The organism is Herbihabitans rhizosphaerae, from assembly GCF_004216555.1.
Lineage (GTDB): Bacteria > Actinomycetota > Actinomycetes > Mycobacteriales > Pseudonocardiaceae > Herbihabitans > Herbihabitans rhizosphaerae.
The window spans coordinates 25,911-48,049 of sequence record NZ_SGWQ01000003.1; the positions used below are offsets into that span (position 1 = coordinate 25,911).

Consider the following 22,139-nt stretch of genomic DNA (forward strand, 5'->3'; position numbering starts at 1 on the left):
GTTGAGCGCGCCGCTGATCGTGGACACGGACGCGGGTGGCGATCCGGACGACGCCGTGGCGCTGGTGCTCGCCGCGAGCCGGCCCGAGCTGACGCTCGTGATCACCGGCGACGAGTGCGGCGGCGAGCGCGCCCGGTTCACCCGGCACCTGCTGGACCTGCTCGGCCGGGCCGACGTCCCGGTCGTGCGCGGCACCGACCTCGGCAATACCAGGTACGTCTGTATCGACGGGCTCGTACCCGACACCGTGCCGGCTCAGCCGGACGGCATGCTCGACGCCGTGCTCTCGGTGTGCGACGCGACGGACGGACCGGTGCGCTGGGTCGGCATCGGGCCGCTGTCCAACCTGGCCGCCGTGCTGACCGCGCACCCGCCGCTGGCCGAGCGGCTCACCGTCACGCAGATGGGTGGCGCGCTGAACTACCGCGACCCCGAGCGTGCCGAGCACAACTTCCGGCTCGATCCCGCCGCCGCGGCCACCGTGCTGGCCCACGCGCGCGACCTCACGCTGGTCATGTCCGACGTCACGTTCACCCCCGAGCTGGAGATCGCCCCCGGCTCGACCACGCACCGCGCGCTGGCCGGCGAGTCGGCGCCGGCGTGGGCGCGGCTGGTCGCCGGGCACATGGCGCGGTGGTTCGACCGGTTCCACCCGGGCACGATCCAGCACGACGCGCTCACCCTCGCCACCGCGCTCGGCCGGCCGTTCGTGGAACTCGCCACCGGTCACGTCGCGCTGGACGAACTCGCCCGCATGCGGTCGGACGAGAACGGCACGCGGGTGGCACTGAGCCGATCAGCCGACTACCCCGCCGCGATGGCCTGGATCGGCGGCGGCCTCGGTGCGGCGCTCGCTCGCGAGGAGGTGACCGCGTGACCACATCACTGGACATCGCCGAGGTCGGCACCGTCGACGGCGCGTTCGCCGTCAGCTCGGACACGCTGTACGTCGACGGTGGCGGCCCGGACGGCTGGATCGACCTGGTGCCCATCGGCGAGTCGGCCGAGCCGCGCCGGATCAGCACGACCGGCGCCGAGTCGCGGTTCCGGCTGACCACGCACGACGCGACCCAGGTTCGCCTGACCGACCTGGACATTCCGGCGCACCACCCGGATTTCCCGTTGCCCGCGATCGCCGACGACGAGCCGGTCGACGTGCAGGCACGGTCGGCGGCCGCGGTCGCCGGGCTCACCGACGCGATCACCGCGGCCGCGCCCGAGGGCTGGAGCCGGCTGCGCGTCGAGGTCGCCGCGACCATCACCCGAATGGAGATCACCGCCCGCGTCGAGCTGGCCGACGGCGAGTCGGCGTGGGTGCCACCGGCGATGGTCAGCCAGTGGCTGCACCGGCTGCGGCTGGTGAGCTACACCCCGGCGCTCGGTGCCTGGTCGACGGCCGTCGTCGAACTGGCCGCCGGCGAGCAGCCGGTGATCGAGTACGACTACCTCGCCGAGCCGCCGTTCCGCGTGCCGGCGGAATCCGTTGCGGGGCAACACTTCTACGACGATCTGCGGCTGCTGCCGCGCACCCCGGAGGCCACCCCCGGCTGGCTGATCGCCGGCGCGTGGCGCTACCAGCAGGCCCGGCTCACCGCGCCGGCCGACCCACCGCGCGGCACCTGGCGCTCCCCGCTGCTGGACGGCTTCGACGCGGCGGGCAAGCCCTTCGTCTATCGCACGGCGCTCACCACGCACGAGCGCGACCTCGTCCTGCGCTACCTGCGCGAGGCGCCCGTCGTACTGGCGTCGCACCGGCTCGTGGAGGACTACTTCGCCGGGGACGAGCCGGTGGTGCCCACCGTGTTCCACAGCGACGGCACGCTGGTCTGGTCCGCCGCGACCGCCTACTACCTGGACAAGTACGGCATCGCGCCGTCGGTCCGGGTGCTCGACCACATCCGCGCTCGCGGCCACCGCGCGCCGGCCGAGCTGACGGTGATGGCTGCCCAGCGGGCGAGCGCGAACGTCTGGGAGTCCGACGGGCCCGAGCGAGTCGACCTGGACCAGGGTGACGCGGGCGCCGAGGTGGTCGAGTTCGGCCGCGCCCACCACGTCGATCCGCGCAAGGTCGCCTTCTACGAGGTGGTCGACCAGGCGTGGTGCCTGGTGCGCGAGGGTGACGAGTACGTGGTGTTCTACTACCGCGCCGAGGGCGAGCAGCGGATCGCCGAGCAGCGTTTCCGCGGCGCGAAGGCGGCCGCCGCCTATGTGATCGGTCAGCTCTACGTGAACCTCGACAACGTGCGAGGGAGGCAATGACAGTGGACGCGAACGAGGCCGCCACCAAAGTCGAGGAATGGATGCGCACCGGCACCAGTCGCGATCTCACGGCGGGCGATAATCCGCTCAGGGTTGATCGCGACAATGTCGTGCGCACACCGGAGGGGTGGCTCGTTCCGTACAACGCGGTCGCCTATCTCGACGGCGGTGACCTCGGCGCCGGCATGATTCCGATGCCGGCGATCGTGGTGACCGAGCCGGACGGTGTGCTGCGTGAGGCGGACCCGCATCCGCGCGGCCCGAGCCAGGTCCTGGACGACGACCGCGAGGAATACTGGGCGGAAATCCTCAACCGGGAGTTCGCGGAAAGCGATCTCGGTTATCTCGGCGTGCCGAACAAGGCCGTCATGGCGTGGCGGAAAGTGCTGCCGGACGGCACCGAAACCGACGAGATCAGGCCCAATCCGGAGTGGAGCGGTTCACCCGGCGAGCTGGGCTATCCGCCGATGGACACCCCGCTGGACCATTTGCTGACGTTTTACGCGTGCGGCTGGTTCGACCGGGCGAAATACCTGATCGGCGTGCTCGGCGCCGAACTGCTGGTGCCGGTCGACGAGCAGACCGGCAAGCCGTCCCACACCGACGGCCGGGCCGCGCTGATCGTGTTCAGCTCGCGCACGAAACTTCCGCCTGGCACGACGAAGTGGCTGGTCGCCGGCACTGTGTCGGTGATGGACAGGTTCCCGAACGTGGGGCTGTCGATCAACCCCGGGCTGGTGCCGGGCGACGTGGTGACCGCCGATGAACTGGCCGCGACCCGTGCGGAATGGCCGAACCACCAGCCGACCCCGGTGCACGAGGAACTGTCGCCGGAACGCTCCGACTCGGTGCGATGGACGATTCACGAGGCGCGCCAGAAAACCGGAGTCGACGGCCCGATCGTCGGCCTGGACGCGGCCCAGGCGCGCGCACGCTGGAACGGCTACGAACTGACCCAGAGCGAATGCGCCGGGTTCGTGTTCGGACGTGCCTGGGAACAGCGCAATGAGAGCGCGCCCGCCGTCGAATGGCCGGCCGATCTGCGGGCCAACGGTCTGATCGAGAATTACGACGCCAATGGAAACGTGCTGCCCCGGGTGCGCACGTTCGGCAAGTTCTTCCGGCTGGACGTGGAAGGTGCCCGATTCGCCTGGCACCGGATCGCTGGCGCTTTCGTGGGATTCGCGCTCGGTGACGCCGCCGGCGCCCCCGACGACACCGCGAGCCTCGCCGAGATCGAGGCGAAGTACGGGCCGCAGGGCATTCCGACACTGGGTGCCGCGTTCGACAAACCGGGCCAGTTCAGCGCGCTCACCCAGCGGCTGCTGTTCCACACCGAAGCACTGATCCGCGCGCGAATCGACGGGAATCTCGGCGACGGTTTCGACGCGATCGCCCGCGAATCCCTCACCCGGTGGCGTGCCACCAGCGAGGGCCAGGTCGACGGCCTGGCCGGCTGGCTGCCGAAGGTCACCGACCTGCACGCCGTGCGGGTCACCGACACCGGAGAAGCCGCCGACGCGGTAGCGCTGCTGGTCCCCGGCCTGGTCGCGGCGCTGTGCGCGGACGGCCCTGGCACCCCGACCGCGGTGGCCGTCGCGCGCCGGACGGTCGCGGCCTGCGGCGGCGACGAGCTGACCGCGGACGGCGCGGCCGTGCTGGCGGAACTGTTCGCCGGGCTGTTCGGCAAGGCGCGCACGATCGCGCCGGTGCACGTGCTGGTGCACGCCATGGCCGAGCGGCTGCGCGACGAGCCGGGCGACTACGACCAGCGGACGGCGGCGATGCTGGCCGACGTGGTCCGGATCAGGACCGACTCGACGGCCGGCGAGCGCGAGGAGATCGAGCGCGCCGACTACGGCCACCCCGCGCTGACCGCCCTGGGCCGGGCGCTGGCCGCCGTGTCCCGGCTGTTCTTCGATCCACATTGGACGATCCTGGCCGCGGTCAACCACTCCGGTCCCAGCGCGATCACCGGTGCCCTGGCCGGCGCGCTGGCCGGCGCCCGAGCCGGGATTCCCGGCCTGCCGCAGGCGTGGCTGCCCGCGCTGGAGGGGCGTGGCCTGCTGGAGAACATGGCCGGCGACGCGTTCTGGCACTTCTCACCGACACCGCCGTCGACCGACCAGCGGTACCGCGAAGAATGGCTGCTGCGCTATCCGCGCGGGTGAACACGATGAATGGGCAGGAATTGAACGTCATCGCTGACGAGACGAGCGACGGCGACTTCGTCGCGTTGTCCAACCGGATCTACCGGGAGGTCGACCGGGACAAGTCGTCGGGCGGGACGGTCGAGCTGCGCGATCCGCTGGACACCACGGCCGAGCCCAAGCGGGTCGAGGCGAACCTGGTGGAGTCGCGGTTCACGCTGAGCTCGACCGAGTCGGTCGGCCCCGGCGGCGGGCGGGTGCACCTGCAGCTGCGCACCACCGACCTGGGCATCGGCGCGCCGAGCATCGCGTTCCCGCTGCCGGCGGTGGCCGAGGACGGTGACGCGAACGGCGACGCCAAGCCGATCGTGGCGGCACTGGGCACCACGGTCGACGCGATGGCGCCGCAGGGCTGGCAGCGCGCCAGGATCGACGTGACCGCGACGGTCAGCCGCATGGAGCTGGTCACGCAGATCGAGATGGCCGACGGGTCGCTGCACTTCTGGGTGCCGCCGCCGGCGATCAGCCAGTGGCTGCACCGGCTGCGGATGGTCACCTACCGCCCGAGCACCGGCGCGTGGGCGTCGGCGATCGTGCAGCTCAAGCTCGGCGAGGAGCCGTCGATCGCGTACGAGTACCGCGAGGAGCCGCAGTTCCGGGTGCGCGAGGACCTGAAATCCGCGCCGTGGCGGCACTTCCACGACGAGCTGCGGGTGCTGCCGCGCAGCCCGGAGTCCACGCCGGACTGGTTGATGGCCATGGCGTGGAAGCATCACCAGTCGGTGGTGGCCGCCGGCGAGCCGGAACGCGATGGTCTGCCGCCGGTGCGCGGTGTGCGGTTGCTCGACGGGTTCGACGAGCAGCAGCGGCCGTTCGTGTACCGCCCGGCGCTCACCGACCACGAGCGCGAGCTGGTGCTGCGGTACCTGCGCGCGGCGCCGGTCGCGGTGGCATCGGCGGGCCCGACGCACGACTTCCTCGCCGACGAGCACCCGCGCGTGGTGCCCAACGCGTACCGCGGCGACGGCGAGTGGATCTGGTCCGAGGCGACCGCGTACTACCTGGAGAACTACGACGTCTCGCCGCCGGTGGAGTTCCTCGATCATCTGCGCAGGCGGCGCCACGAGCCGCCCGCGTCGGTGCCGGCGATGCTGTTGCAGCGTGCCGCGGCCGAGCTGACGGGCGCGGAGATCCCGCCTGGGCAGGCGGGAGATCACCGCGCCGCGTCGGCCGCGATCACGGACTACGGGCAGCGGTACCGAGTGGACCCGAGCCGGTTCGGCCCGTACACGGAGGTGCCCGGCGCCTGGTGCATCCTCACCGAGGGAGCGGAGTACGTGGTGTGCTTCGTCCGCGAGGACGGCGAGCACGTCGACGAGTACCGGTTCCCCAGCGCGATGCCGGCCGCCGCGTACCTGATCGGCCAGTTCTACCTGCACCGCGAGCAGGTCACCGCGCCGGCACAGTCCACAGTGGACGCTCAGGCGTAGCCCTTCATCGACACGTAGGTGGTCATCGACAGGCTGTTCTCGCCGGACGGTGAGGGCAGGCCCAGCCGCCGGTTCAACAGGTGGCCGAAGAGCCCGCAGCCGTGCGTGCGCGGCACGGCGAAGTCGTTGTCCACCAACGGAAAGCGCACCACCAGCGGGTTCTCCGACACCACCTCCGGCTTGGCGGTCGCCTTGACCGCGGTCTTGATCGGGTCGGCGTCCGAGCCGATCGCGCAGCCCTCCGGCAGCAGCGAGCCGACCAGGTCGAGCTTCACGTGCAGGTCGCCCATCCGCTGGTCGTTGCTCTGGAAGTCGGAGTACCCGGCGTAGGACAGCCGGGTGGACAGCAGCCCGCGGCCCAGCGGCACCTTCTTGGTGCGCAACGCGCCGAAGACCTGCGCGTACTTCCCGTCCAGCCTGCCCTCGGCGAAGGTCAGCCGCATCGGACCGAGCGACTGCTCGATCCCGCCCACCCGGATGGTGCCGGTGGCCATCATCACCTCACAGCGCCACTCCGCGGGATTCGCGCCCGCCGGAATCGACGGGCAGTCCGCGAAGTCGAAGGTCGGCACCGGCTCAGCCGAGGCGGCCGGAGCCGCCATCGCGAGCGCGGTCGCGGCAACCGCGGCGAGTGCCACACCGCGGGCAAGTAAACGTGTCGTCGTCATGCCGCAACGATTCCGCGCGCCCACCGCCTGATCATCCGGAATGCCCCTGACCCGACCCTGAACCGTCCTCGACAATAGGCCGGAGTGCGTTCACAAGGGGCGAATCGTGACCGGGCGGCTGACGCAGTTCCTCAAGCCACGGGTCCACGTCCGCGTGTTGCTCGTTCACCCGTCCACCTCGAACCACTCGCCGTCGCTGGTCTGAATCACGAAACCGGGTGGCAGCCGTGTTGGTAACCGTGTGTGAGGCAACGCCACACCTGTAGTCAGCCGCGACTACTCTGGGATCCATAGCGTCGGCAGGCCGGGAGTGAGTGCGATGGCACGGCAACCCACCGCCATAGTCGAGCTTCGGCGCGCTCTCGGCGAGCGGTTGGCCGCGTTTCGCAAGGGGGCTGACCTTCGGCAAGCGGACCTCGCGCGCCACACGTCGTACCACCGATCGACCGTCGCGCACATCGAAACGGGCCGGACGCGAGCGGATGCGCGGTTCTGGCAGACGGCCGATCAGGCCACCGGCGCGGATGGCGCGCTCCTCGCAGAGTTTCACCGTCTCGAAACAGCCGAGCGTGAACACGAACTGAGCATTCGCGAAACGGCTTTGGCAAGTGCACGCGCGAAGGTCGAGCGGTTTCAACTCGACACAATTCGAAAATGCCTCAACTGTTGACTATTCCGACGAAACCGCAGCGCTCGAATTGGGGCGTCGAGTCGCGGCAAGCGATGCCGGCGACGAGACTCTGACACAACTCGAACTAGCCGCTGATGACCTTTCCATGGCATACGCCACAACTCCGCCTGCGGTATTGCTCGCGCGTTTGCGCGAACAGTTGACTTACGTCACGACGCTTGTGGACGCACGAAAGACTCTGGCCGAGCACAAGCGATTGATTGTCGTCGGAAGTTGGCTCTCGCTTCTGGCGGCTACGGTGCACATCGACGTCAAACAGCAGGCGGCGGCATCGACGCGATTGCGTATCGCGGCGAGTCTCGCCAAACACGCCGGTCACAATGAGATTCGTGCCTGGTGCTACGAGACCGAAGCGTGGCGCGTGCTCACGGACGGCGACTACCGCCGCGCGGTGGAACTCTCCCAAGCAGCTCAGCAGCTCGCACCCGCCGGAAGTTCCGCGGCAATCCAGGCGACAGCCCAAGAAGGCCGCGCGTGGGCGCGTATCGGTGCACGCGACGAAACATATGCGGCCATCGACCGGGTCGACAAACTCGTCGATCCGCTGCCGAGACCGGACCGGCCGGAGCACCACTACCGCTATGACCCCGACAAGGCAGTCTCCTATCTGGCGACAACGCTCGCGTGGGTCGGCGATCCGGCGGCCGAAGTACATGCCCGCGAGGTAATTTCGCGACTCGAACCTCGTGGTGAAGTCACCAAATGGCCACGTCGCCTGGCATCGGCCAATCTCGATCTGGCCTTGACGCTGACAGCGACCGACAGGCTCGATGAAGCATGCGAGGCCGCACTTCAGGCACTCAGTTCAGGGCGAGTCGTTCCGTCAAATCATTGGCGTGCCGCCGAAGTAGTCGCGGCGGTCGAGCGGCGCCGCCTTCCGGAAGCGCGAGAACTACGCGAAGCCTACGAAGAGATGCGCCGACCGTAACCACCAACCCGGCGTGCGGTTGAGCGGTTCGTAGGGCGTCCGGCTCCATGTGGAAGGGTGAATGCATGACCCAGCTGAATCCGCCGGTCGAGTTGGTGTTCCGCGGTAGGCGGGTGCTGCGCGATCGGCCATTCGTGATGGCCATCGTCAACCGCACCACCGACTCGTTCTACGACCAGGGTGCGACGTTCGGTGAACAAGCGGCTCAGGAGGCGATCCGCAAGGCGGTCGCGGACGGCGCCGACGTCGTCGATCTCGGCGGAGTGCGCGCGGAAGCCGGACCGGAGGTCAGCGGCGCCGAGGAGGTCGCTCGCATAACGCCGATCGTGCGGTGGGCCCGGGAGACCTTTCCCGATCTCCTGATCAGCGTCGACACCTGGCGAAGTGAGGTCGGCGCCGCCGCGTGTCAGGCCGGTGCGGACATCGTCAACGACAGCTGGGCCGCGGCGGATCCCGAACTCATGGACGCGGCGGCGCAGTACGGCGCCGGCTACATCTGCACGCACACGGGCGGCCAGGAACCGCGGTCGATACCCCGGCGGCCGCAGTATGACGACGTCGTCGAGACGGTGATCGCGGAGACGACGAAGCTCGCGGAGTTGGCGGTCGGCAAGGGAGTCCCCTCGGAAGGGATCCTCATCGACCCGACGTTGGGGATCCTCTACGGGAAGGACACCGCGTACAACGTCGAGATCCTCCGGCATGTACCCCGGCTGGTGGCCACCGGGTGGCCGGTGCTCATCGCCCTGTCCAACAAGGACTTTCTCGGCGAGATCCTCGATGCCGAGCTTCGGGATCGCGTACCGGGCACGCTCGCCGCGACCGCGCTCGCCGCGGCTGACGGAGCGGCCATGTTCCGGGCCCACGAGGTCTACGCGACCAAGCAGGTTCTGGAGTTGACCGCGACCATCAAGGGCACCCGTCCCCCCGCGCGCACATACCAGTGGACTGAATGAGCGGCATCTGTCGCCCGAGCGAACTCCGGTTCTGCAAAGTGAGCGTAGATGTCTGTCCACACTGATCAGTTCAAACCACGATCTCCGGCCCGCAGGTTCGACCGATCGCGGGGAGTAGCAAGGGGCGCTCAGTAGAGCGCCGAGTCGGGGATGTGCAGAATGGCGCGCTCGACACCATGGTCGATGACCTGTTCTTTGACCAGTTGCCGACGCTGATCGAGCAATGCCCCCAGGTGCCAACCCTCCTCAAGGTCGCCGTCAAGGACCAGCACGCGGTCCGGCCGGCCCTGTCCATCAACGACGGTTCGCCACCGGATGCTGTCCCAAGGCCCGCACTTTGTGACGATCGACCAGAACGACCTCCACAGATACGGAACGGAGTACGGCGCGCGGGTGAACAGCGTCGCCCACGATGTTGGCCGAGTCGGGTCCAGCGTGAACAACTTCGCGCGCCCCTTGGACCGCCAATCTACTGGCAGCGCCTCACTGACCGCTCTGGCCGACATCACGTACAACCACTCACCAAACCACGACCGCCCGATCCGCCGCCGCCACCACTCAGGCGGCGCCGGAGCAGACCCGCCCAGCGACGCAGGTGAACTGCCCGAGGTCGAGGTCAGCGGTCCAACCCAATGCGGCAACGGGAACACGTAGTACACCGGCGACAGCGGACCCAGGTTGGGGTTGAGATACCGGTCCAGCTGGACCGTGTCGATCTCCAGCATGTGGCGATCCCCGACCGCCTCCGTCGTCTTCAGCTCAAGTGCGAGCGTCTTCCCTGGCCCGGTCGCCGCCAACCTCGGAAGCTCAACCAGGACATCCTCTCCCGAGGTCGGCCACCACAACGCGCCGTTCGGGAACCGATTGGACAGGTAGATGCTCGTCCAGTGTTCCAGCGTCTTCTCCGGGATCGAGCGCACGCAAACCCCCGTACCAATCGCGGACCTATCCGCCCAGCATGTTGCCGAACGTGCACGCACAGTGCTGTCAAGGGCCATACCGACGCTCGGAGGCGCTCGCGTCGCTTCCGATGGGCCGGCTACCTTGACCAGGCGCCTGCTTGAACGCAAACCGGCCCCCTGACCGCGTTCAACCTGGTCAGGGGGCCGTTCTCGCGCGTGGCGGGTGAAGGATTCGAACCTTCGAAGGCGAAGCCGACGGATTTACAGTCCGCTCCCTTTGGCCGCTCGGGCAACCCGCCATGAGCTTTCCAGCACGCGGCTGGACGGCGGAAACGATACCTAACGGCCCACGGCGAGCGCGAACCGGTACCCCACCAGGGCCGAGTCGGCCCATGAGCGGCCCCGGCGAATGTACGATCGCGGCCGTCCCTTTACCGGCTGTGAGAGGTGTGCACGTGGCGGATCCGTCCTTCGACGTGGTGAGCAAGGTCGACCGACAGGAGGTCGACAACGCGCTGAACCAGGCCGCCAAGGAGGTGGCCACGCGCTACGACTTCCGCGGCACCGACACGAAGATCAGTTGGGCCGGCGAGGAAGCCATCAGCATCGAGTCGACCACCGAGGAGCGGGCCGCGGCCGCCGTCGACGTGCTGCAGACCAAGCTGATCAAGCGTGGCATCTCGTTGAAGGCGCTCGAGGTCGGCGAGCCAGCCCAGTCCGGCAAGATCTACAAGATCGACGGCAAGATCCTGCAGGGCATCGAGCAGGACAAGGCCAAGAAGATCGCCAAGTTCATCCGCGACGAGGGCCCCAAGGGCGTGCAGGCGCAGATCCAGGGCGACCAACTCCGCGTGTCCGGCAAGAAGAAGGACCACCTGCAGGACGTGATCTCGCGGTTGAAGAACGAGGACTTCGGGATCGCGCTGCAGTTCGTCAACTACCGCTGAGACAAAGTTAGCCCGATTGAGCGGTGCGCGCACGCGCGACTTCCGTCCGGTTCACATCTTCGCGTACTCATGTTGTAATCCCACGGGAATCGCGAGGGAAGGGTGAACATGCGCCGCCGGTCACGCTGGGTCCCGCTCGTCACGCTTGCTCTGCTCGGAACGGCGGTGGCCGTACCGATCGCGACCGCGCCGGCATCCGCGGCGCCGGCGCAGGCCGAACGCAAGCTGATCCACGAGGGGATGGGCTCCTACCCACGGCTGATCCGGCTGGAGCACTCGGCCGTCGCCAAGGGCAGGATCATCGCCTCGATCACCAGTGAGGACGGCGCCGGCCGGTACGCCCCGATCTACGAGAGCCGCGACGAGGGCAAGACCTTCACCAAGATCAGCGAGGTGCGCGACCCCGAGGGCGGCCCCGGCGGCATGTGCTGCGGCACCCTGTACGAACTGCCGCAACAGGTCGGCGACATGCGCAAGGGCACCCTGCTGTGGGCCGCCACCTACGGCCACAGCGCCGGCCAGACCCGCCGCGTCGGGATCAAGGTGTGGTCCAGCCGCGACGCCGGCCGCACCTGGAAGTACCTCGCCGAGCCGGTCCGCTCGCACAACCACGACGGCATGTACGAGCCGGAGTTCATCCTCGACGCCAACGGCACGCTGGTGATGCACTTCGCCGACGAGACCGAGGCGCCCAAGTTCGCGCAGGTGCTCAACCGCGTGACGTCCACCGACGGCGTCAACTGGAGCACCAAGCAGCGCACGATGGCGATCCCGCCGGACCCGGTGCGGCCCGGCATGCCGATCGTGCGCCGGCTCCCCGACGGCCGCTACTACTTCGCCTACGAGATCTGCAATTACCGCGACCGCTACTGCGATCCGTACTTCAAGATCTCCCCGGACGGCGCGAACTACGGCGATCCGGGCGCACCCGGCGTGCGCGCGCAGGCGGCCGGCGGCAAGCACTACGAGCACGCGCAGACGATCACCCTGTTCCCGGGCGCCGCACCGGAGAGGCCGCGCATCCTGATGGTCGGCCAGATCTACGTCGACGCGAAGGGGAAACCGTTGCCCGGCAACGGAAAGACGCTGCTCGCCAACGACAACCTTGGCGAGGGTGAGTGGTACGAGGTGCCGGCACCGGTGCACGTGGCCAACCCGATCAACGACTGGTGCCCGAACTACAGCTCCACGCTGCTGCCGGTGAACGGCGGCAACGACGTGCTGCAGATCGCCGCCGACTACGACAACGGCACCTGCCGCGCCTATTTCGCGACGGGCCCGTCCCGCTAGCCGAAAATCGCGTAGCGTCTGATCCGCCCCGAGCGGAGGAGGCGCCATGGCCGAGTGGACCGCCGAGGACATACCCGACCAGCGCGGCCGCACGGTCGTGGTCACCGGTGCGAACAGCGGGCTCGGCGCGCAGGCCTCCAGGATGCTCGCCGCGGCCGGCGCCACGGTGATCATGGCGTGCCGCGATCCGGAGAAGGCGCGAGATGTGGCCGACGGTGAGGTCCGCCGGCTCGATCTGGCCGACCTGTCCTCGGTGCGGGCGTTCGCCGACGGCCTGGACGAGGTCGACGTGCTGATCAACAACGCCGGCGTGATGGCCGTGCCGAAAGCCACCACGGCCGACGGCTTCGAGCGGCACATCGGCGTCAACCACCTCGGCCCGTTCACCCTGACCGGCCTGCTGATCGATCGCGTGCGCGACCGCGTGGTCACCGTGTCCAGCGGCCTGCACGTGCTCGGCCGCATCCACGACGACCTGAACTGGGAGCGCCGCCGCTACCAGCGCTGGCTGGCCTACGCCCAGTCGAAGCTGGCCAACCTGCTGTTCGCCTACGAGCTGCAGCGCCGCCTGTCCTCGGCCGGGCGGAGCACGATCTCGGTGGCCGCGCACCCCGGTGTCTCCGCGACCGAGGGCCAGCGCCGGGACACCTCGCTGCAGGGCAAGATCCTGGCCGGCGGACGGGCGCAGGCACCGGAGATGGGCGCGCTGCCGATCGTGTACGCCGCCACCGCGCCCGGCGTGGACGGCGGCAGCTACATCGGACCGGACGGGTTCGCCCAGCGCAACGGCTATCCGACCGTGGTCCGCTCCAGCCGCCGGTCGCGCGACACGGCGCTCGCCGCCGAGCTGTGGGCGCGCTCGGAACGGCTGACCGGCCTCACCTACCCGCTCTGACCGGCGAACAACGCGGAGAAGAACAGCCCCAGCGAGCGCTCCACCTCCGGGCGCACCGCCGCCGGGTCGTCCGCACTGGCCACGATCAGCCCGGCCTCGGTGACCGTGCTGAGCACCAGCTGCGCGAGCACGTCGACCCGTTGGCGCGCAACGAGATTCTCGTCCATCGCGCGCCGCAGGATGTCCGCGATGAGCCCGAGGCCGTGGTCGGCCTGCAGGGCCCGCCACTCCTTCCAGCCGAGCACGGTCGGCGCGTCGGTGAGCGCGAGCCGGCGCACCTCGGGACGGCCGCAGATGTCCAGATACGCCGACAGCGCGGCGAGTGTCACGGTGGCGATGTCGGGTGCGCCGGCGACCAGCTCGCGCAGCTCGGCGGTGATCTCGGCCTCCAGCTGTTCGACCACGGCGCGGAACAGCTTCTGCTTGTCGTCGAAGTGGTGGTACAGCGCTCCCCTGGTCACCCCGGCCGCCTTCACGATCTCGTCGGCCGGCACGTCGGCGTACCCCCGCGCGGCGAACAGCTCGCGCGCGGCGGCGATCAACGCCGCCTTCGTCGCGGCGGAACGGTCCTGCTGAGTTCGACGCACGCCGGCAAGTTTCGCACTCGGCTACCGCCGCGGGCGCGGCGTGATCCGAACGCGGTGCCGCACCAGCAGCGGCCACACGCGCGGGCGCACCAGGACGGCGAGCACGACCGGCAGCGGATCGCAGTAGTTCTCCCGCTCGACCAGCGGCTCGCCGTCCAGCGTCATCCGGTCGACCGCCCGCACCGCGACCGGCCGGCCACCGAGGTGCCCACGCAGCGTGAACTCCACGAACGCGAAGCCGTCCGCGACCGCCCACCGCTCGATCTCCGCCGTGAGATCGGGGATCAGCGCGAAGAGCTTGCCGACCGTGCGAAGACCGCGCTCGCCCCGCGCGGCGTGGAACAGCGGCTGGACGTATCGGGTGTGCTCGCCGGCCATCGTGGCGGCATGGCCGGCGAGGCACCGCTCGGCGTCGCCGGTCGCCCACGCGACCGCCCATCTGGCCAGGTACCGCTCTTCCGGCGCGGCGGACGCCGGCGACGGTGGACGCACGGCGGTCACACCCGGCGGCCCGCGCGGGCGAACTCGGCGACCAACTCGGCCACCCGCTCCGGCTGGTCCTCCGGGGTCAACGTGTACGAGTCCTCGATCTCCTCGATCCGCGCGTCCGGCAGCACCTCGGCGAGCCGGTGCGCCAGCTCGATCGGGAACACCACGTCCTCGCGCGCCCACGCCAACAACACCGGCTTGTCGAACTCGCCGAGCCGCGCCGCCGCCGCGAGCGTGTGCCTGCGGTGCACGGACTTGAGGAACCGCTTGGTGTCCCGCCGCACGCCCTTGTCCTGGGAGAGCGAACGCCCGTAGGACGCGGCGATGTCGTGCTCGATCGGCCGCTTCACCAGACCGAGCCGGCGCAGCAGGAAGCCGTACAGCCGCCTCGGGCGGACCACGGCGGCGAGCACCCCCGCCGTGCCGGGGAGCGTGGCCAGCTTCGGCAGGTCGAGCACGCCGAACATGGGCGGCAGCATCCGCTCGAAGGCGTCCGACGGGGTGAGCACGACCCGGCCGATCCGCTCCGCGTTGTTCACCATCGCGATCTGGGTGAGCGCGCCGCCGGTGTCGTTGGCCACGACCGTCACGTCGGTCAGGTCCAGCGCGGCGAGCACGTCGTCGATCATCTTCGCGACGCCGTGCATGGTCATGTCGGCGTGCTCGGCCATCGGCAGCGAGTGCGAGCCGAGCGGCCAATCCGGTGCGATGCAACGGAATCCGGCGTCCGCGACGTGCGGCACGACCTTGCGCCACAGGTTCGCGTTGACCAGCAGGCCGTGCACGAACAGCACCGGCGGCCCTTCGCCGCGCTCCCAGTACCTGATCTGTCCACTGTGGATCGAGACGGTTCGCTCGGTGCCGAGTCCGGCGCTGTGTGTCATACGGACAGAGTTACATACATTCAGTCTGTATGTAAAGAGATCCACACAAAGACCGATGTACCGACGGTCTACGGTTGGCACAGGCATGAGAAGGAAGGACGCCGATGAAGGGGATCGTGCTCGCCGGGGGTAGCGGCACCAGGCTGCACCCGATCACCCAGGCGGTGTCCAAACAACTGCTGCCGATCTACGACAAGCCGATGATCTACTACCCGATCTCGGTACTCATGCTGGCCGGGATCAGGGAGATCCTGATCATCTCCACCCCGACCGACCTGCCCAACTTCCGCCGGCTGTTCGGCGACGGCTCACAGTTCGGCGTCCATTTCGACTACGCCGAGCAGGCCGCGCCCAACGGGCTCGCCGAGGCGTTCGTCATCGGTGCGCCGTTCGTCGGCGACGACGAGGTGGCGCTGGTACTCGGCGACAACATCTTCTACGGCCAGGGTTTCTCCAACGTGCTCCAGGAGCAGGCGGCCGGCCTGGACGGCGCGGTGCTGTTCGGGTACCCGGTCAAGGACCCGCAGCGCTACGGCGTCGGCGAGGTGGACGACAACGGCACGCTGCTGTCCATCGAGGAGAAGCCGGCCGTGCCGCGCTCCAACCGGGCGATCACCGGGCTGTACTTCTACGACAACGAGGTGCTGGAGATCGCGCGCGGGCTCAGCCCGTCGGCCCGAGGCGAGCTGGAGATCACCGACGTCAACCTGGCCTACCTGCGCCAGGGCCGCGCGCGGCTGATCGACCTCGGCCGGGGGTTCGCCTGGCTGGACACCGGCACGCACGACTCGCTGCTGGAGGCGGGCGAGTTCGTGCAGGTACTCGAACACCGCACCGGCGTGCGCATCGCGTGCCTGGAGGAGGTCGCGTTGCGCATGCGCTACATCGACCCCGACCAGTGCTACCTGCTCGGCAGCAAGCTGACCAAGTCCGGCTACGGCGACTACGTCATGCAGGTGGCCAAGGCGGCGGGCGCCACGGCCTGATCGCACCGAGCGGCAGCCACGTTAACGGGTTCAGCGGGCTCAACCCGTTCGGCTTGCTAACGGGTTCAGCGGGCTCAACCCGTTCGGCTTGCTATGGATCACACAGTGAGCACCGTCTTGGTGCCGCCGTCCAGGTAGTGCTCGCGCAGCAGGCGCGGCGCCTCGTCGAGGGTGCCGTGCACGGTGATCACGCGTTCCGGCCGCAGCCGCCCGTCGGCCATCAGCTCCAGCACCGACGGGATCACCGCGCGGGCGTGCGTGCGCCCGACGTGCAGGGTGGCGTTGCGCGCGAAGAGTTGGACGGCGGGGATCCGCAGCGCGTGCTCGAGGCCGCCGGCACTGCTGCAGATCCCGTCCGGCGCGGTGGCCCGCAGCGACGGCCACAGGCCCTTCGGCATGGTCACCGACACCACCAGGCTGGCGGGTGGTAGCCGGCGGAGTTCCTTGGGGCGCAACGGGTTCATGCCCAACCGTTCGGCGTGCGAACGAACGTGCGCGCGGGCGTCCACCAGATGCACGGTGCGCGCGCCGAGGGCCAACGCGATCATTCCCGCGTACAGCGGCACGCTCGGGCTGTAGATCATCGAGCGGTCCAGCGCGGCGATCACCAGCACCTCGGCGGCCGGGTCCCGGCGCAGCAGGCCGGGCAGGTGCGGGCCGACGTGCCGGTACGCGTCGCTGATCGTGTCCGCCACGCTGGCCGCCGCGACCGGGTCCACCCCGTGCGGCAGCGGCACCAGCATCGCGTCGGCGAACGGCACGGCGACCAGGTCGGCGTAGGTGCCGCCCCGGTGTCCGGTGGTCACGCCGAACCCGTACGACGAGAACGGCGGCACGGCGAGGCAGTTGCCGGTATGCCGGTGCAGGCAGGCGAAGCACGCGCCGCAGTTGATCTGGAACGGCACCACCACGCGATCGCCCGGCCGCACGTCGGCCACCCGCTCACCGACCTCCACCACCTCGGCCACGCACTCGTGCCCCAGGTGCAGCGGCATCGGGAACGGCATGGCGCCGAGCGCGAGCGCGCGGTCCAGGTCGCAGGTGGCCATGGCGATCGGGCGCACGACCGCGCCGAGCGGGCCCGGTGGAGGCGGCGCCGGCACGTCCCGCCAGTGCAGGCGCGCGCCCGGGGTGAGCCGCAGGGAGCGCATCTTTTCCCTGGTCGGGTGCCGGCGCTCGCGGACCGCGTCGCGCACCTCGTCGGTGAGCCGCGACAGCCGCGCGCCGGCGTCGCGTTCCAGCGCCAGCCGTCCCGCCGCCATCGCGCCCGGGGTCAGTAGGCCGGCCGCCTGGCGCACGATTCCGCGCGGTCTGTGCCGAATGCGCATGCGTGTCCTCCTGTCATCGATCACCAAGGATGCCCCGAACGGGTTAGTGCTCACATCCGATCAGGTGCGGCCTCGGCGCTACGCATTCCGACGTACGACGGTGAATATCACCCGGAAGTGCCACTATGGTCGACAAGCACGGAGGTGCTCTGATGCGCAAACCCTTAGCCATCGCGCTCGTGGCGAGCGCGGGTGTGGTTTCCCTGCTGACCGTGTCGACGACGAGCGCGAGCGCGGATCCGGCGACCGTGCCGGTCGGCGACCGGCCCACCGCGGTGGACGTGGCCGCCGACGGCAAGGCGTACGTGGTGAACACGGCCGCCGGATCGGTCTCGGTGATCAAGGGGACCTCGGTGACGGCGACTGTGCCGGTGGGCAAGGGTCCGTCCGACGTCGTGGTGAACGACACGACGAACCGGGTGTACGTGACCAACGCCGACGACGGCACGGTGTCGGTGATCGACGGCGCCTCCGACACGGTGAAGACCACGATCACAGTCGGTCCCCGGCCGGCGGCGGTCGACGCGGACGAGAAGACCAATCTGGTGTACGTCGGCAGCGCCCAGGACGGATCGGTGTCGGTCGTGGACGGCAACACCGACGCGCTGCGGGTGACCGTGCCGGGTAGTGGCCAGGGTGTCGCGGGCGCGGCGGTCAACTCCGACACGCTGCGGGTGTATTTCAGCAATATCTACGCCGACCGGCTGGAGGTGTTCGACGGCAAGGCGTTCGTCGGCACCACGGTGGCCGGCAAGGCGCCGGCCGGGATCGCGGTGCACCGCGCGACGAACTCGGTGTGGGTGGCGAACTCCGCGATCCACCACATGACGATCCTCGACGGCGCGACCGGCCAGGAGAAGGGACGGGTGCTGCTGCGCAGTGCCGGCTCGTCGGTCGTGGTGCACGAGGAGAGCAACACGATCTACACCAACGGCGGGCCGAACGGCGTGGTGGAGATCGACGGCGCCTCGGGCAAGATCGTCAACGAGTTCCCGCTGGGCATCAACCCCGGCGAGGTGGCCGTCGACTCCGGCAAGACCACGGTCTACGCGACCGACCCGCTACACGACCGCGTCTACCTGATCCCCCGCCCGTAACTTCGCGAGTCCCGCGCTGTGCACCGGTGAGTCCCGCGCCCTGCACCCGCGAGTCCCGCGCTGTGCACCGGTGAGTCCCGCGTTCAGGTAGACACGCGTGTCTGCGCCAGCGCGGAACTCACCGTGCTGGAGCGCGGGACTCGCGAAGTGGGGGTACGGCGATCAGGCGGTGCGGAGCGCTTGGGACAGGGCCACGAGTTCGCCGACGTCGGCGTCCAGCCCGTCGCCGGAGGGCATCGCCACGGGCATCGCCTTGGACGGCGTGGCGGGCCCGGACTCGTGTGCTCGCAAGGCATCGGTGAGCCGGCGGGCCAGATCAGCCGGTGTGTCCGATGTGGACGGTGGGTCGTCCAGTGCGGCCAGGTACGGGCTCACTCGGACCAACCCGTCCCGGCATTCGATCACGCGCCGGTAGTACCGCCGGTGCACCCCGCGCAGGCTCAGCCGATCGCGCACGGGCCCGCTCGGCACGCGGTGCAGCGCGTCCTCGGGGAACCGCGCGTGCAGGACCGTCCACAGTGGATGGAGCAGCCGGTGATCGCGCCGGTGCCGCCGCCAGATGCGGAACGAGGCGAGCCGGGTCGCCGCAGCCGGGTAGATCACGCCGATCAGGAACACCGTGATCCCCAGCAGCAGGAACAGAATGCTCGGCAGCACGAGCCAGCGCGGCGCCGGCGTGCCGAGCAGCCGCAGCACGTTGGACAGCACGAAGATCGCCCCGGCGGCCACGATGCCGACCAGCCCGATCGACGCCAGGCCAAGCCCCCGGCGCAAGCGCGGCTCGGCCCCGCGCGCGTACCGGCGAGTCCACACCAGCGCCCTGGCGAACGCGTACAGCAGATAGGAGTTCGCGCTGATGTAGAACAGGCCGACGGTCCATTCGCCGACCGGCCCCTTGCCGGGCGTCGACGGAACGGCGGCCGCCGCGTCACGCATTCCGGCAGGAATGGTGGCGTTGCCGATCGTCATTCCCACGAGTGCGATCGCGAGCGGCACGATTTCGCGCACGAATCGCGATTTTCCGTTCTCCACGTCGAGCGCGGAGAACAGGAAGAAGCACACCAGGCTGAACGCGGCGAAAAGCAGGAAGACGTGCTGTACGTATCGCGCGGTCATCGGCTCGACGCCGAGGTAGATCACGCCGCGACTGGCGGTGACGCCGAACGGATAGGCGATCGCCCAGCCCGCGATAAGCGCGGTCACCGCCCACAGCCGCACATTTCGGGGCGACCGCGCGAGCAGGTGCAGCATCCACAGCAGCGAGACGATCGAGACGATTCCGTGCGCGATGTCACCGGCGGTGAAGGTCACAGCCAACCCAGCCTGTTGTTCAGCGCGGAACCCATTTTCTCGGCCTCCTCGCCGGGCGACGATTTCGGCGCGACGGAATCGAGTACGGACGCCCATTCCAGAATGATCGTGGCCACCGTCTCGGCCTCGCGCTCCTGCTTGGAGTCGTAGCTCGTGCGGCGCAGCGCGCGGCGCACCGCGTCCGGCTCGAGATCGGGGTACAGCTCGCCGAGCAGCGCGTCGTCCTGCTCGTCACTGCTGTGACCAGCGAGAATGTGGCCCAGCTCGTGCAGGATGATGTGGTTCTGGTGCGCCGTACTGGTCTCCTGCTGGTACAGGATGTAGTCGGCGGTGTCGGTGCTGATCCACGCGCCGAACGGTCCGGGGACGGGAATGGGGTGCGGCACGAGGCGAACGGGTTTGCCGCGTTTCTCACCCACGCGGCGACACAACACCGCCACATCGAGCGGCGGGCGGATATCCAGTTCGTTGAGCAGGCGGCGACACGTCCGGCGCAGGTCCCGTTCCCTCACGTCTCCTCCCAAGCGACGATGCCGAGAGTCGCAGGATCACATCACTACGGAAAGCGATTCGGCCAAGATCACTCGTTTGGCCCATCGCCACGCTCGGCGCGCTCCAACCTGTGCACGACTTCGAGCAACTCCATGACCTGGCGCCGCCCGTCCGGCGAAAGCTCACCAGCCCGCAACGCCATCAGCTGCGCCTCGCTGCTACCAGCGATTCGCTTCAGACGCTCCCTCTCAGCCTGAAGCTCGGCAAGCTGCTCATCTACCCGGTCCGTCACCTCGTCGTCGAAGAAATACGAGACCGGTACCCCGAAGAACCCCGCCAACGCCTGCAAGTGCCGAAACGTCGGGTTGTCCTTCTTGGCCTTTCGCAATGCCCAGACATAGCTCTGCGAGATCGTGACCCCCGTCGCGGTGATCGCAGCAGCCACCTGTTCGTAGCTGTACTCCTCTCCATCCGGGCGCGCCGTCGTCCGGAACAGGTGATCCAACTTGTCCGCCAGGCTGCGAGCAGGCCCTGGCACATGGTCGTCCATCAAGGCCTCCCCACCACTGACCCTAGCGACACGGTCCACCAATAAGTACGGCCGAACGGGTGACGCCATTTTTCTGGGTTGATGCCGCAACGGTGATCACCATATGCTCCAGTGTCGAGAGGTTCAACCGGTAACGCTCCACAGTCGAACCGCCCTGGGGAGGGCCCGCGATGCTGCATGCCGCCGCGGACGGGGCACAACACGATGGCGCGCACCAACACCACGTGACGTGTACCGCGTGCGGCCAGCCGATGGGATATCGCACCAGGGACAAGCTGACCGGGCTGCTGGACAGATGGTCGTGGGACGAGGCCGCCTCCGACGTGCTGGACAAGACCGCCGACCAGCCGTCGGTGCTCCTGCTGCTCGACCTCGACCGGTTCAAACAGATCAACGACGTGCACGGGCACCTGGTCGGCGACGACGTGCTGCGCGCGGTCGCCGCGGTGATCAGGGACGTGGTGCGGCAGGTCGATGTGGTCGGCCGGTACGGCGGGCACGGCGGCGACGAGTTTCTCCTGCTGCTGCCGGCCACCGACCGCACTCGCGGCGAGAAGGTCGCGCACCGGATCCTCGCCTGCGCGCAGGCCGCGGCCGTGTCGACCAGGTCGGTGGACGGCCGGCCGCTGGTCGTGGAGGGCCTCAGCGCGTCGGTCGGCGGTGCGGTCCGGCCGCCCGGTCGCACCGACGACCTGGTGCAACTCGTCCGGGAGGCGGACGGCGCGCTGATGCACGCCAAGCGGACCGGGCGCAGCCGGGTCGCGTTCGCCATGCCGGACAACGGCGTGATCCACCTGAACCGGCGCGCGTCCACCGCCGTCGCGCCCGAGCCCGTCACCAGCACCGCGATCAACCCTGGCGACGACCGCTATCTGGTGCACGCCCGCGACCTGGTGAAGATCCTGCGCGGGGCGTGGGTGCCCGAGGTGCTCGCCGCGCTGAGCCAGGGCCCGCTGCCCTACACCGATCTGCTGAACACCCTGCGCTGGGCGACCGTGCACGACGGCGGCGGCGACGCCGAGATCACCGATTCCGCGCTGCGCCAGGTGTTGCGGGACATGCGGTTCGACGAGCTGATCGCCAGCGACGACAGCGAGTACCCCTATCTCGGCGTCTATCACCTGACGCCCACCGCCGTTCGGCTGGCCGACGCGCTGGTGCCCGCCGTCGAGTGGGCCGCCGACCGCGCCGAGTCGATCGCGTCGGTTCAGGACCGCCGGTCGAGCTGAGGGGTCACGG

Annotated in this window: 22 protein-coding genes and 1 tRNA gene; 13 read left to right on the forward strand and 10 right to left on the reverse strand. The window is 69.4% G+C overall.

Annotation, left to right across the window (positions count from 1 at the left end; genetic code table 11):
• Position 1 precedes the first annotated feature (1 nt).
• The 4 genes from EV193_RS09730 to EV193_RS09745 are packed head-to-tail and all read left to right on the forward strand — an operon-like array spanning position 2 to position 5,899.
• Positions 2-877 (forward strand): nucleoside hydrolase, encoded by an 876-nt coding sequence (locus tag EV193_RS09730; RefSeq protein WP_130343736.1) that lies wholly within the window; start codon positions 2-4, stop codon positions 875-877.
• Positions 874-2,259 (forward strand): hypothetical protein, encoded by a 1,386-nt coding sequence (locus tag EV193_RS09735; RefSeq protein ID WP_130343737.1) that lies wholly within the window; start codon positions 874-876, stop codon positions 2,257-2,259. The genes EV193_RS09730 and EV193_RS09735 overlap by 4 nt, the downstream gene beginning before the upstream one ends.
• 2 nt (positions 2,260-2,261) lie before the next feature.
• Entirely contained in the window at positions 2,262-4,430 is a 2,169-nt protein-coding gene (locus EV193_RS09740) for an ADP-ribosylglycohydrolase family protein (RefSeq protein WP_207222581.1), read from the forward strand.
• A 5-nt stretch (positions 4,431-4,435) separates the two neighbouring features.
• On the forward strand, positions 4,436-5,899 hold the full coding sequence (locus EV193_RS09745; protein WP_130343739.1) for a hypothetical protein: 1,464 nt from the start codon (positions 4,436-4,438) through the stop codon (positions 5,897-5,899).
• On the opposite strand, the gene EV193_RS09750 is transcribed toward EV193_RS09745, so the two are convergent.
• Entirely contained in the window at positions 5,890-6,567 is a 678-nt protein-coding gene (locus tag EV193_RS09750) for a hypothetical protein (RefSeq protein ID WP_130343740.1), read from the reverse strand. The two genes, EV193_RS09745 and EV193_RS09750, sit on opposite strands and share 10 nt — an antisense overlap.
• A 319-nt stretch (positions 6,568-6,886) precedes the next feature.
• Here EV193_RS09750 and EV193_RS34005 point away from each other — a divergent pair, with 319 nt between their 5' ends.
• The 3 genes from EV193_RS34005 to folP all read left to right on the forward strand — a co-directional run bounded on the left by EV193_RS34005 (position 6,887) and on the right by folP (position 9,142).
• Positions 6,887-7,237 carry a helix-turn-helix domain-containing protein gene (locus EV193_RS34005; RefSeq protein ID WP_242613259.1) on the forward strand — a complete coding sequence of 117 codons (351 nt, stop codon included), beginning with the start codon at positions 6,887-6,889 and terminating at the stop codon, positions 7,235-7,237.
• Positions 7,176-8,186: an NsdA family TPR-like regulatory protein gene (locus tag EV193_RS34010; protein ID WP_479723864.1), complete on the forward strand. Its 1,011-nt coding sequence runs from the start codon at positions 7,176-7,178 to the stop codon at positions 8,184-8,186. The genes EV193_RS34005 and EV193_RS34010 overlap by 62 nt, the downstream gene beginning before the upstream one ends.
• A gap of 65 nt (positions 8,187-8,251) precedes the next feature.
• Positions 8,252-9,142, forward strand: a complete 891-nt coding sequence (gene folP, locus EV193_RS09760) for a dihydropteroate synthase (protein ID WP_130343741.1) — start codon at positions 8,252-8,254, stop codon at positions 9,140-9,142.
• Positions 9,143-9,270: 128 nt separating this feature from the next.
• Here the strand turns inward: folP and EV193_RS09765 are convergent, their stop codons facing one another.
• Positions 9,271-9,867 carry a hypothetical protein gene (locus tag EV193_RS09765; protein WP_130343742.1) on the reverse strand — a complete coding sequence of 199 codons (597 nt, stop codon included), beginning with the start codon at positions 9,865-9,867 and terminating at the stop codon, positions 9,271-9,273.
• A gap of 394 nt (positions 9,868-10,261) precedes the next feature.
• Positions 10,262-10,343, reverse strand: a tRNA-Tyr gene (locus tag EV193_RS09770).
• A gap of 156 nt (positions 10,344-10,499) precedes the next feature.
• Between EV193_RS09770 and EV193_RS09775 the strand changes: the two genes are divergently transcribed.
• From EV193_RS09775 to EV193_RS09785, 3 genes are all read left to right on the forward strand, one after another.
• Complete coding sequence (locus EV193_RS09775) at positions 10,500-10,991, forward strand: YajQ family cyclic di-GMP-binding protein (protein ID WP_130343743.1); 492 nt, start codon at positions 10,500-10,502, stop codon at positions 10,989-10,991.
• A gap of 108 nt (positions 10,992-11,099) precedes the next feature.
• Positions 11,100-12,281, forward strand: a complete 1,182-nt coding sequence (locus tag EV193_RS09780; RefSeq protein WP_165401304.1) for a sialidase family protein — start codon at positions 11,100-11,102, stop codon at positions 12,279-12,281.
• A 46-nt stretch (positions 12,282-12,327) separates the two neighbouring features.
• Positions 12,328-13,176, forward strand: a complete 849-nt coding sequence (locus EV193_RS09785; RefSeq protein ID WP_130343744.1) for an oxidoreductase — start codon at positions 12,328-12,330, stop codon at positions 13,174-13,176.
• Here the strand turns inward: EV193_RS09785 and EV193_RS09790 are convergent.
• From EV193_RS09790 to EV193_RS09800, 3 genes are read right to left on the reverse strand one after another with little or no spacing between them, the layout of a single operon-like run.
• A complete protein-coding gene (locus EV193_RS09790; RefSeq protein WP_130343745.1) occupies positions 13,164-13,763 on the reverse strand; it encodes a TetR/AcrR family transcriptional regulator in 600 nt (199 codons plus the stop codon). The two genes, EV193_RS09785 and EV193_RS09790, sit on opposite strands and share 13 nt — an antisense overlap.
• A 21-nt stretch (positions 13,764-13,784) precedes the next feature.
• On the reverse strand, positions 13,785-14,255 hold the full coding sequence (locus EV193_RS09795) for a nuclear transport factor 2 family protein (RefSeq protein WP_130343746.1): 471 nt from the start codon (positions 14,253-14,255) through the stop codon (positions 13,785-13,787).
• A gap of 5 nt (positions 14,256-14,260) precedes the next feature.
• A complete protein-coding gene (locus EV193_RS09800) occupies positions 14,261-15,136 on the reverse strand; it encodes an alpha/beta fold hydrolase (RefSeq protein ID WP_130343747.1) in 876 nt (291 codons plus the stop codon).
• Between the two features lie 104 nt (positions 15,137-15,240).
• Between EV193_RS09800 and rfbA the strand changes: the two genes are divergently transcribed.
• Positions 15,241-16,122 (forward strand): glucose-1-phosphate thymidylyltransferase RfbA, encoded by an 882-nt coding sequence (gene rfbA / locus EV193_RS09805; protein ID WP_130343748.1) that lies wholly within the window; start codon positions 15,241-15,243, stop codon positions 16,120-16,122.
• A gap of 98 nt (positions 16,123-16,220) precedes the next feature.
• Here the strand turns inward: rfbA and EV193_RS09810 are convergent, their stop codons facing one another.
• The gene (locus tag EV193_RS09810; protein ID WP_130343749.1) at positions 16,221-17,450 is read right to left on the reverse strand and encodes an alcohol dehydrogenase catalytic domain-containing protein; all 1,230 of its coding nucleotides are present in this window, start codon (positions 17,448-17,450) and stop codon (positions 16,221-16,223) included.
• Positions 17,451-17,602: 152 nt separating this feature from the next.
• On the opposite strand from EV193_RS09810, the gene EV193_RS09815 reads away from it, so the two are divergent.
• Entirely contained in the window at positions 17,603-18,547 is a 945-nt protein-coding gene (locus EV193_RS09815) for a YncE family protein (protein ID WP_165401306.1), read from the forward strand.
• A gap of 162 nt (positions 18,548-18,709) precedes the next feature.
• On the opposite strand, the gene EV193_RS09820 is transcribed toward EV193_RS09815, so the two are convergent.
• The 3 genes from EV193_RS09820 to EV193_RS09830 form a co-directional block, all read right to left on the reverse strand.
• Complete coding sequence (locus EV193_RS09820) at positions 18,710-19,858, reverse strand: MAB_1171c family putative transporter (RefSeq protein ID WP_242613261.1); 1,149 nt, start codon at positions 19,856-19,858, stop codon at positions 18,710-18,712.
• Complete coding sequence (locus EV193_RS09825) at positions 19,855-20,370, reverse strand: ImmA/IrrE family metallo-endopeptidase (RefSeq protein ID WP_130343751.1); 516 nt, start codon at positions 20,368-20,370, stop codon at positions 19,855-19,857. The genes EV193_RS09820 and EV193_RS09825 overlap by 4 nt, the downstream gene beginning before the upstream one ends.
• 68 nt (positions 20,371-20,438) lie before the next feature.
• Entirely contained in the window at positions 20,439-20,900 is a 462-nt protein-coding gene (locus tag EV193_RS09830) for a helix-turn-helix domain-containing protein (RefSeq protein ID WP_130343752.1), read from the reverse strand.
• 170 nt (positions 20,901-21,070) lie between these two features.
• Between EV193_RS09830 and EV193_RS09835 the strand changes: the two genes are divergently transcribed.
• Complete coding sequence (locus EV193_RS09835; protein WP_130343753.1) at positions 21,071-22,129, forward strand: diguanylate cyclase; 1,059 nt, start codon at positions 21,071-21,073, stop codon at positions 22,127-22,129.
• The last annotated feature ends 10 nt before the right edge of the window (positions 22,130-22,139 follow it).

Bases quoted from the DNA above. Each gene is read 5' to 3' on its own strand.
- EV193_RS09745 (WP_130343739.1), top strand. From the start codon at position 4,436: ATGAATGGGCAGGAATTGAACGTCATCGCTGACGAGACGAGCGACGGC.
- EV193_RS09750 (WP_130343740.1), bottom strand. From the start codon at position 6,567: ATGACGACGACACGTTTACTTGCCCGCGGTGTGGCACTCGCCGCGGTT.
- EV193_RS34005 (WP_242613259.1), top strand. From the start codon at position 6,887: ATGGCACGGCAACCCACCGCCATAGTCGAGCTTCGGCGCGCTCTCGGC.
- folP (WP_130343741.1), top strand. From the start codon at position 8,252: ATGACCCAGCTGAATCCGCCGGTCGAGTTGGTGTTCCGCGGTAGGCGG.
- EV193_RS09765 (WP_130343742.1), bottom strand. From the start codon at position 9,867: ATGCTGGAGATCGACACGGTCCAGCTGGACCGGTATCTCAACCCCAAC.
- EV193_RS09780 (WP_165401304.1), top strand. From the start codon at position 11,100: ATGCGCCGCCGGTCACGCTGGGTCCCGCTCGTCACGCTTGCTCTGCTC.
- EV193_RS09785 (WP_130343744.1), top strand. From the start codon at position 12,328: ATGGCCGAGTGGACCGCCGAGGACATACCCGACCAGCGCGGCCGCACG.
- EV193_RS09800 (WP_130343747.1), bottom strand. From the start codon at position 15,136: ATGACACACAGCGCCGGACTCGGCACCGAGCGAACCGTCTCGATCCAC.
- rfbA (WP_130343748.1), top strand. From the start codon at position 15,241: ATGAAGGGGATCGTGCTCGCCGGGGGTAGCGGCACCAGGCTGCACCCG.
- EV193_RS09810 (WP_130343749.1), bottom strand. From the start codon at position 17,450: ATGCGCATTCGGCACAGACCGCGCGGAATCGTGCGCCAGGCGGCCGGC.
- EV193_RS09815 (WP_165401306.1), top strand. From the start codon at position 17,603: ATGCGCAAACCCTTAGCCATCGCGCTCGTGGCGAGCGCGGGTGTGGTT.
- EV193_RS09830 (WP_130343752.1), bottom strand. From the start codon at position 20,900: ATGGACGACCATGTGCCAGGGCCTGCTCGCAGCCTGGCGGACAAGTTG.
- EV193_RS09835 (WP_130343753.1), top strand. From the start codon at position 21,071: ATGCTGCATGCCGCCGCGGACGGGGCACAACACGATGGCGCGCACCAA.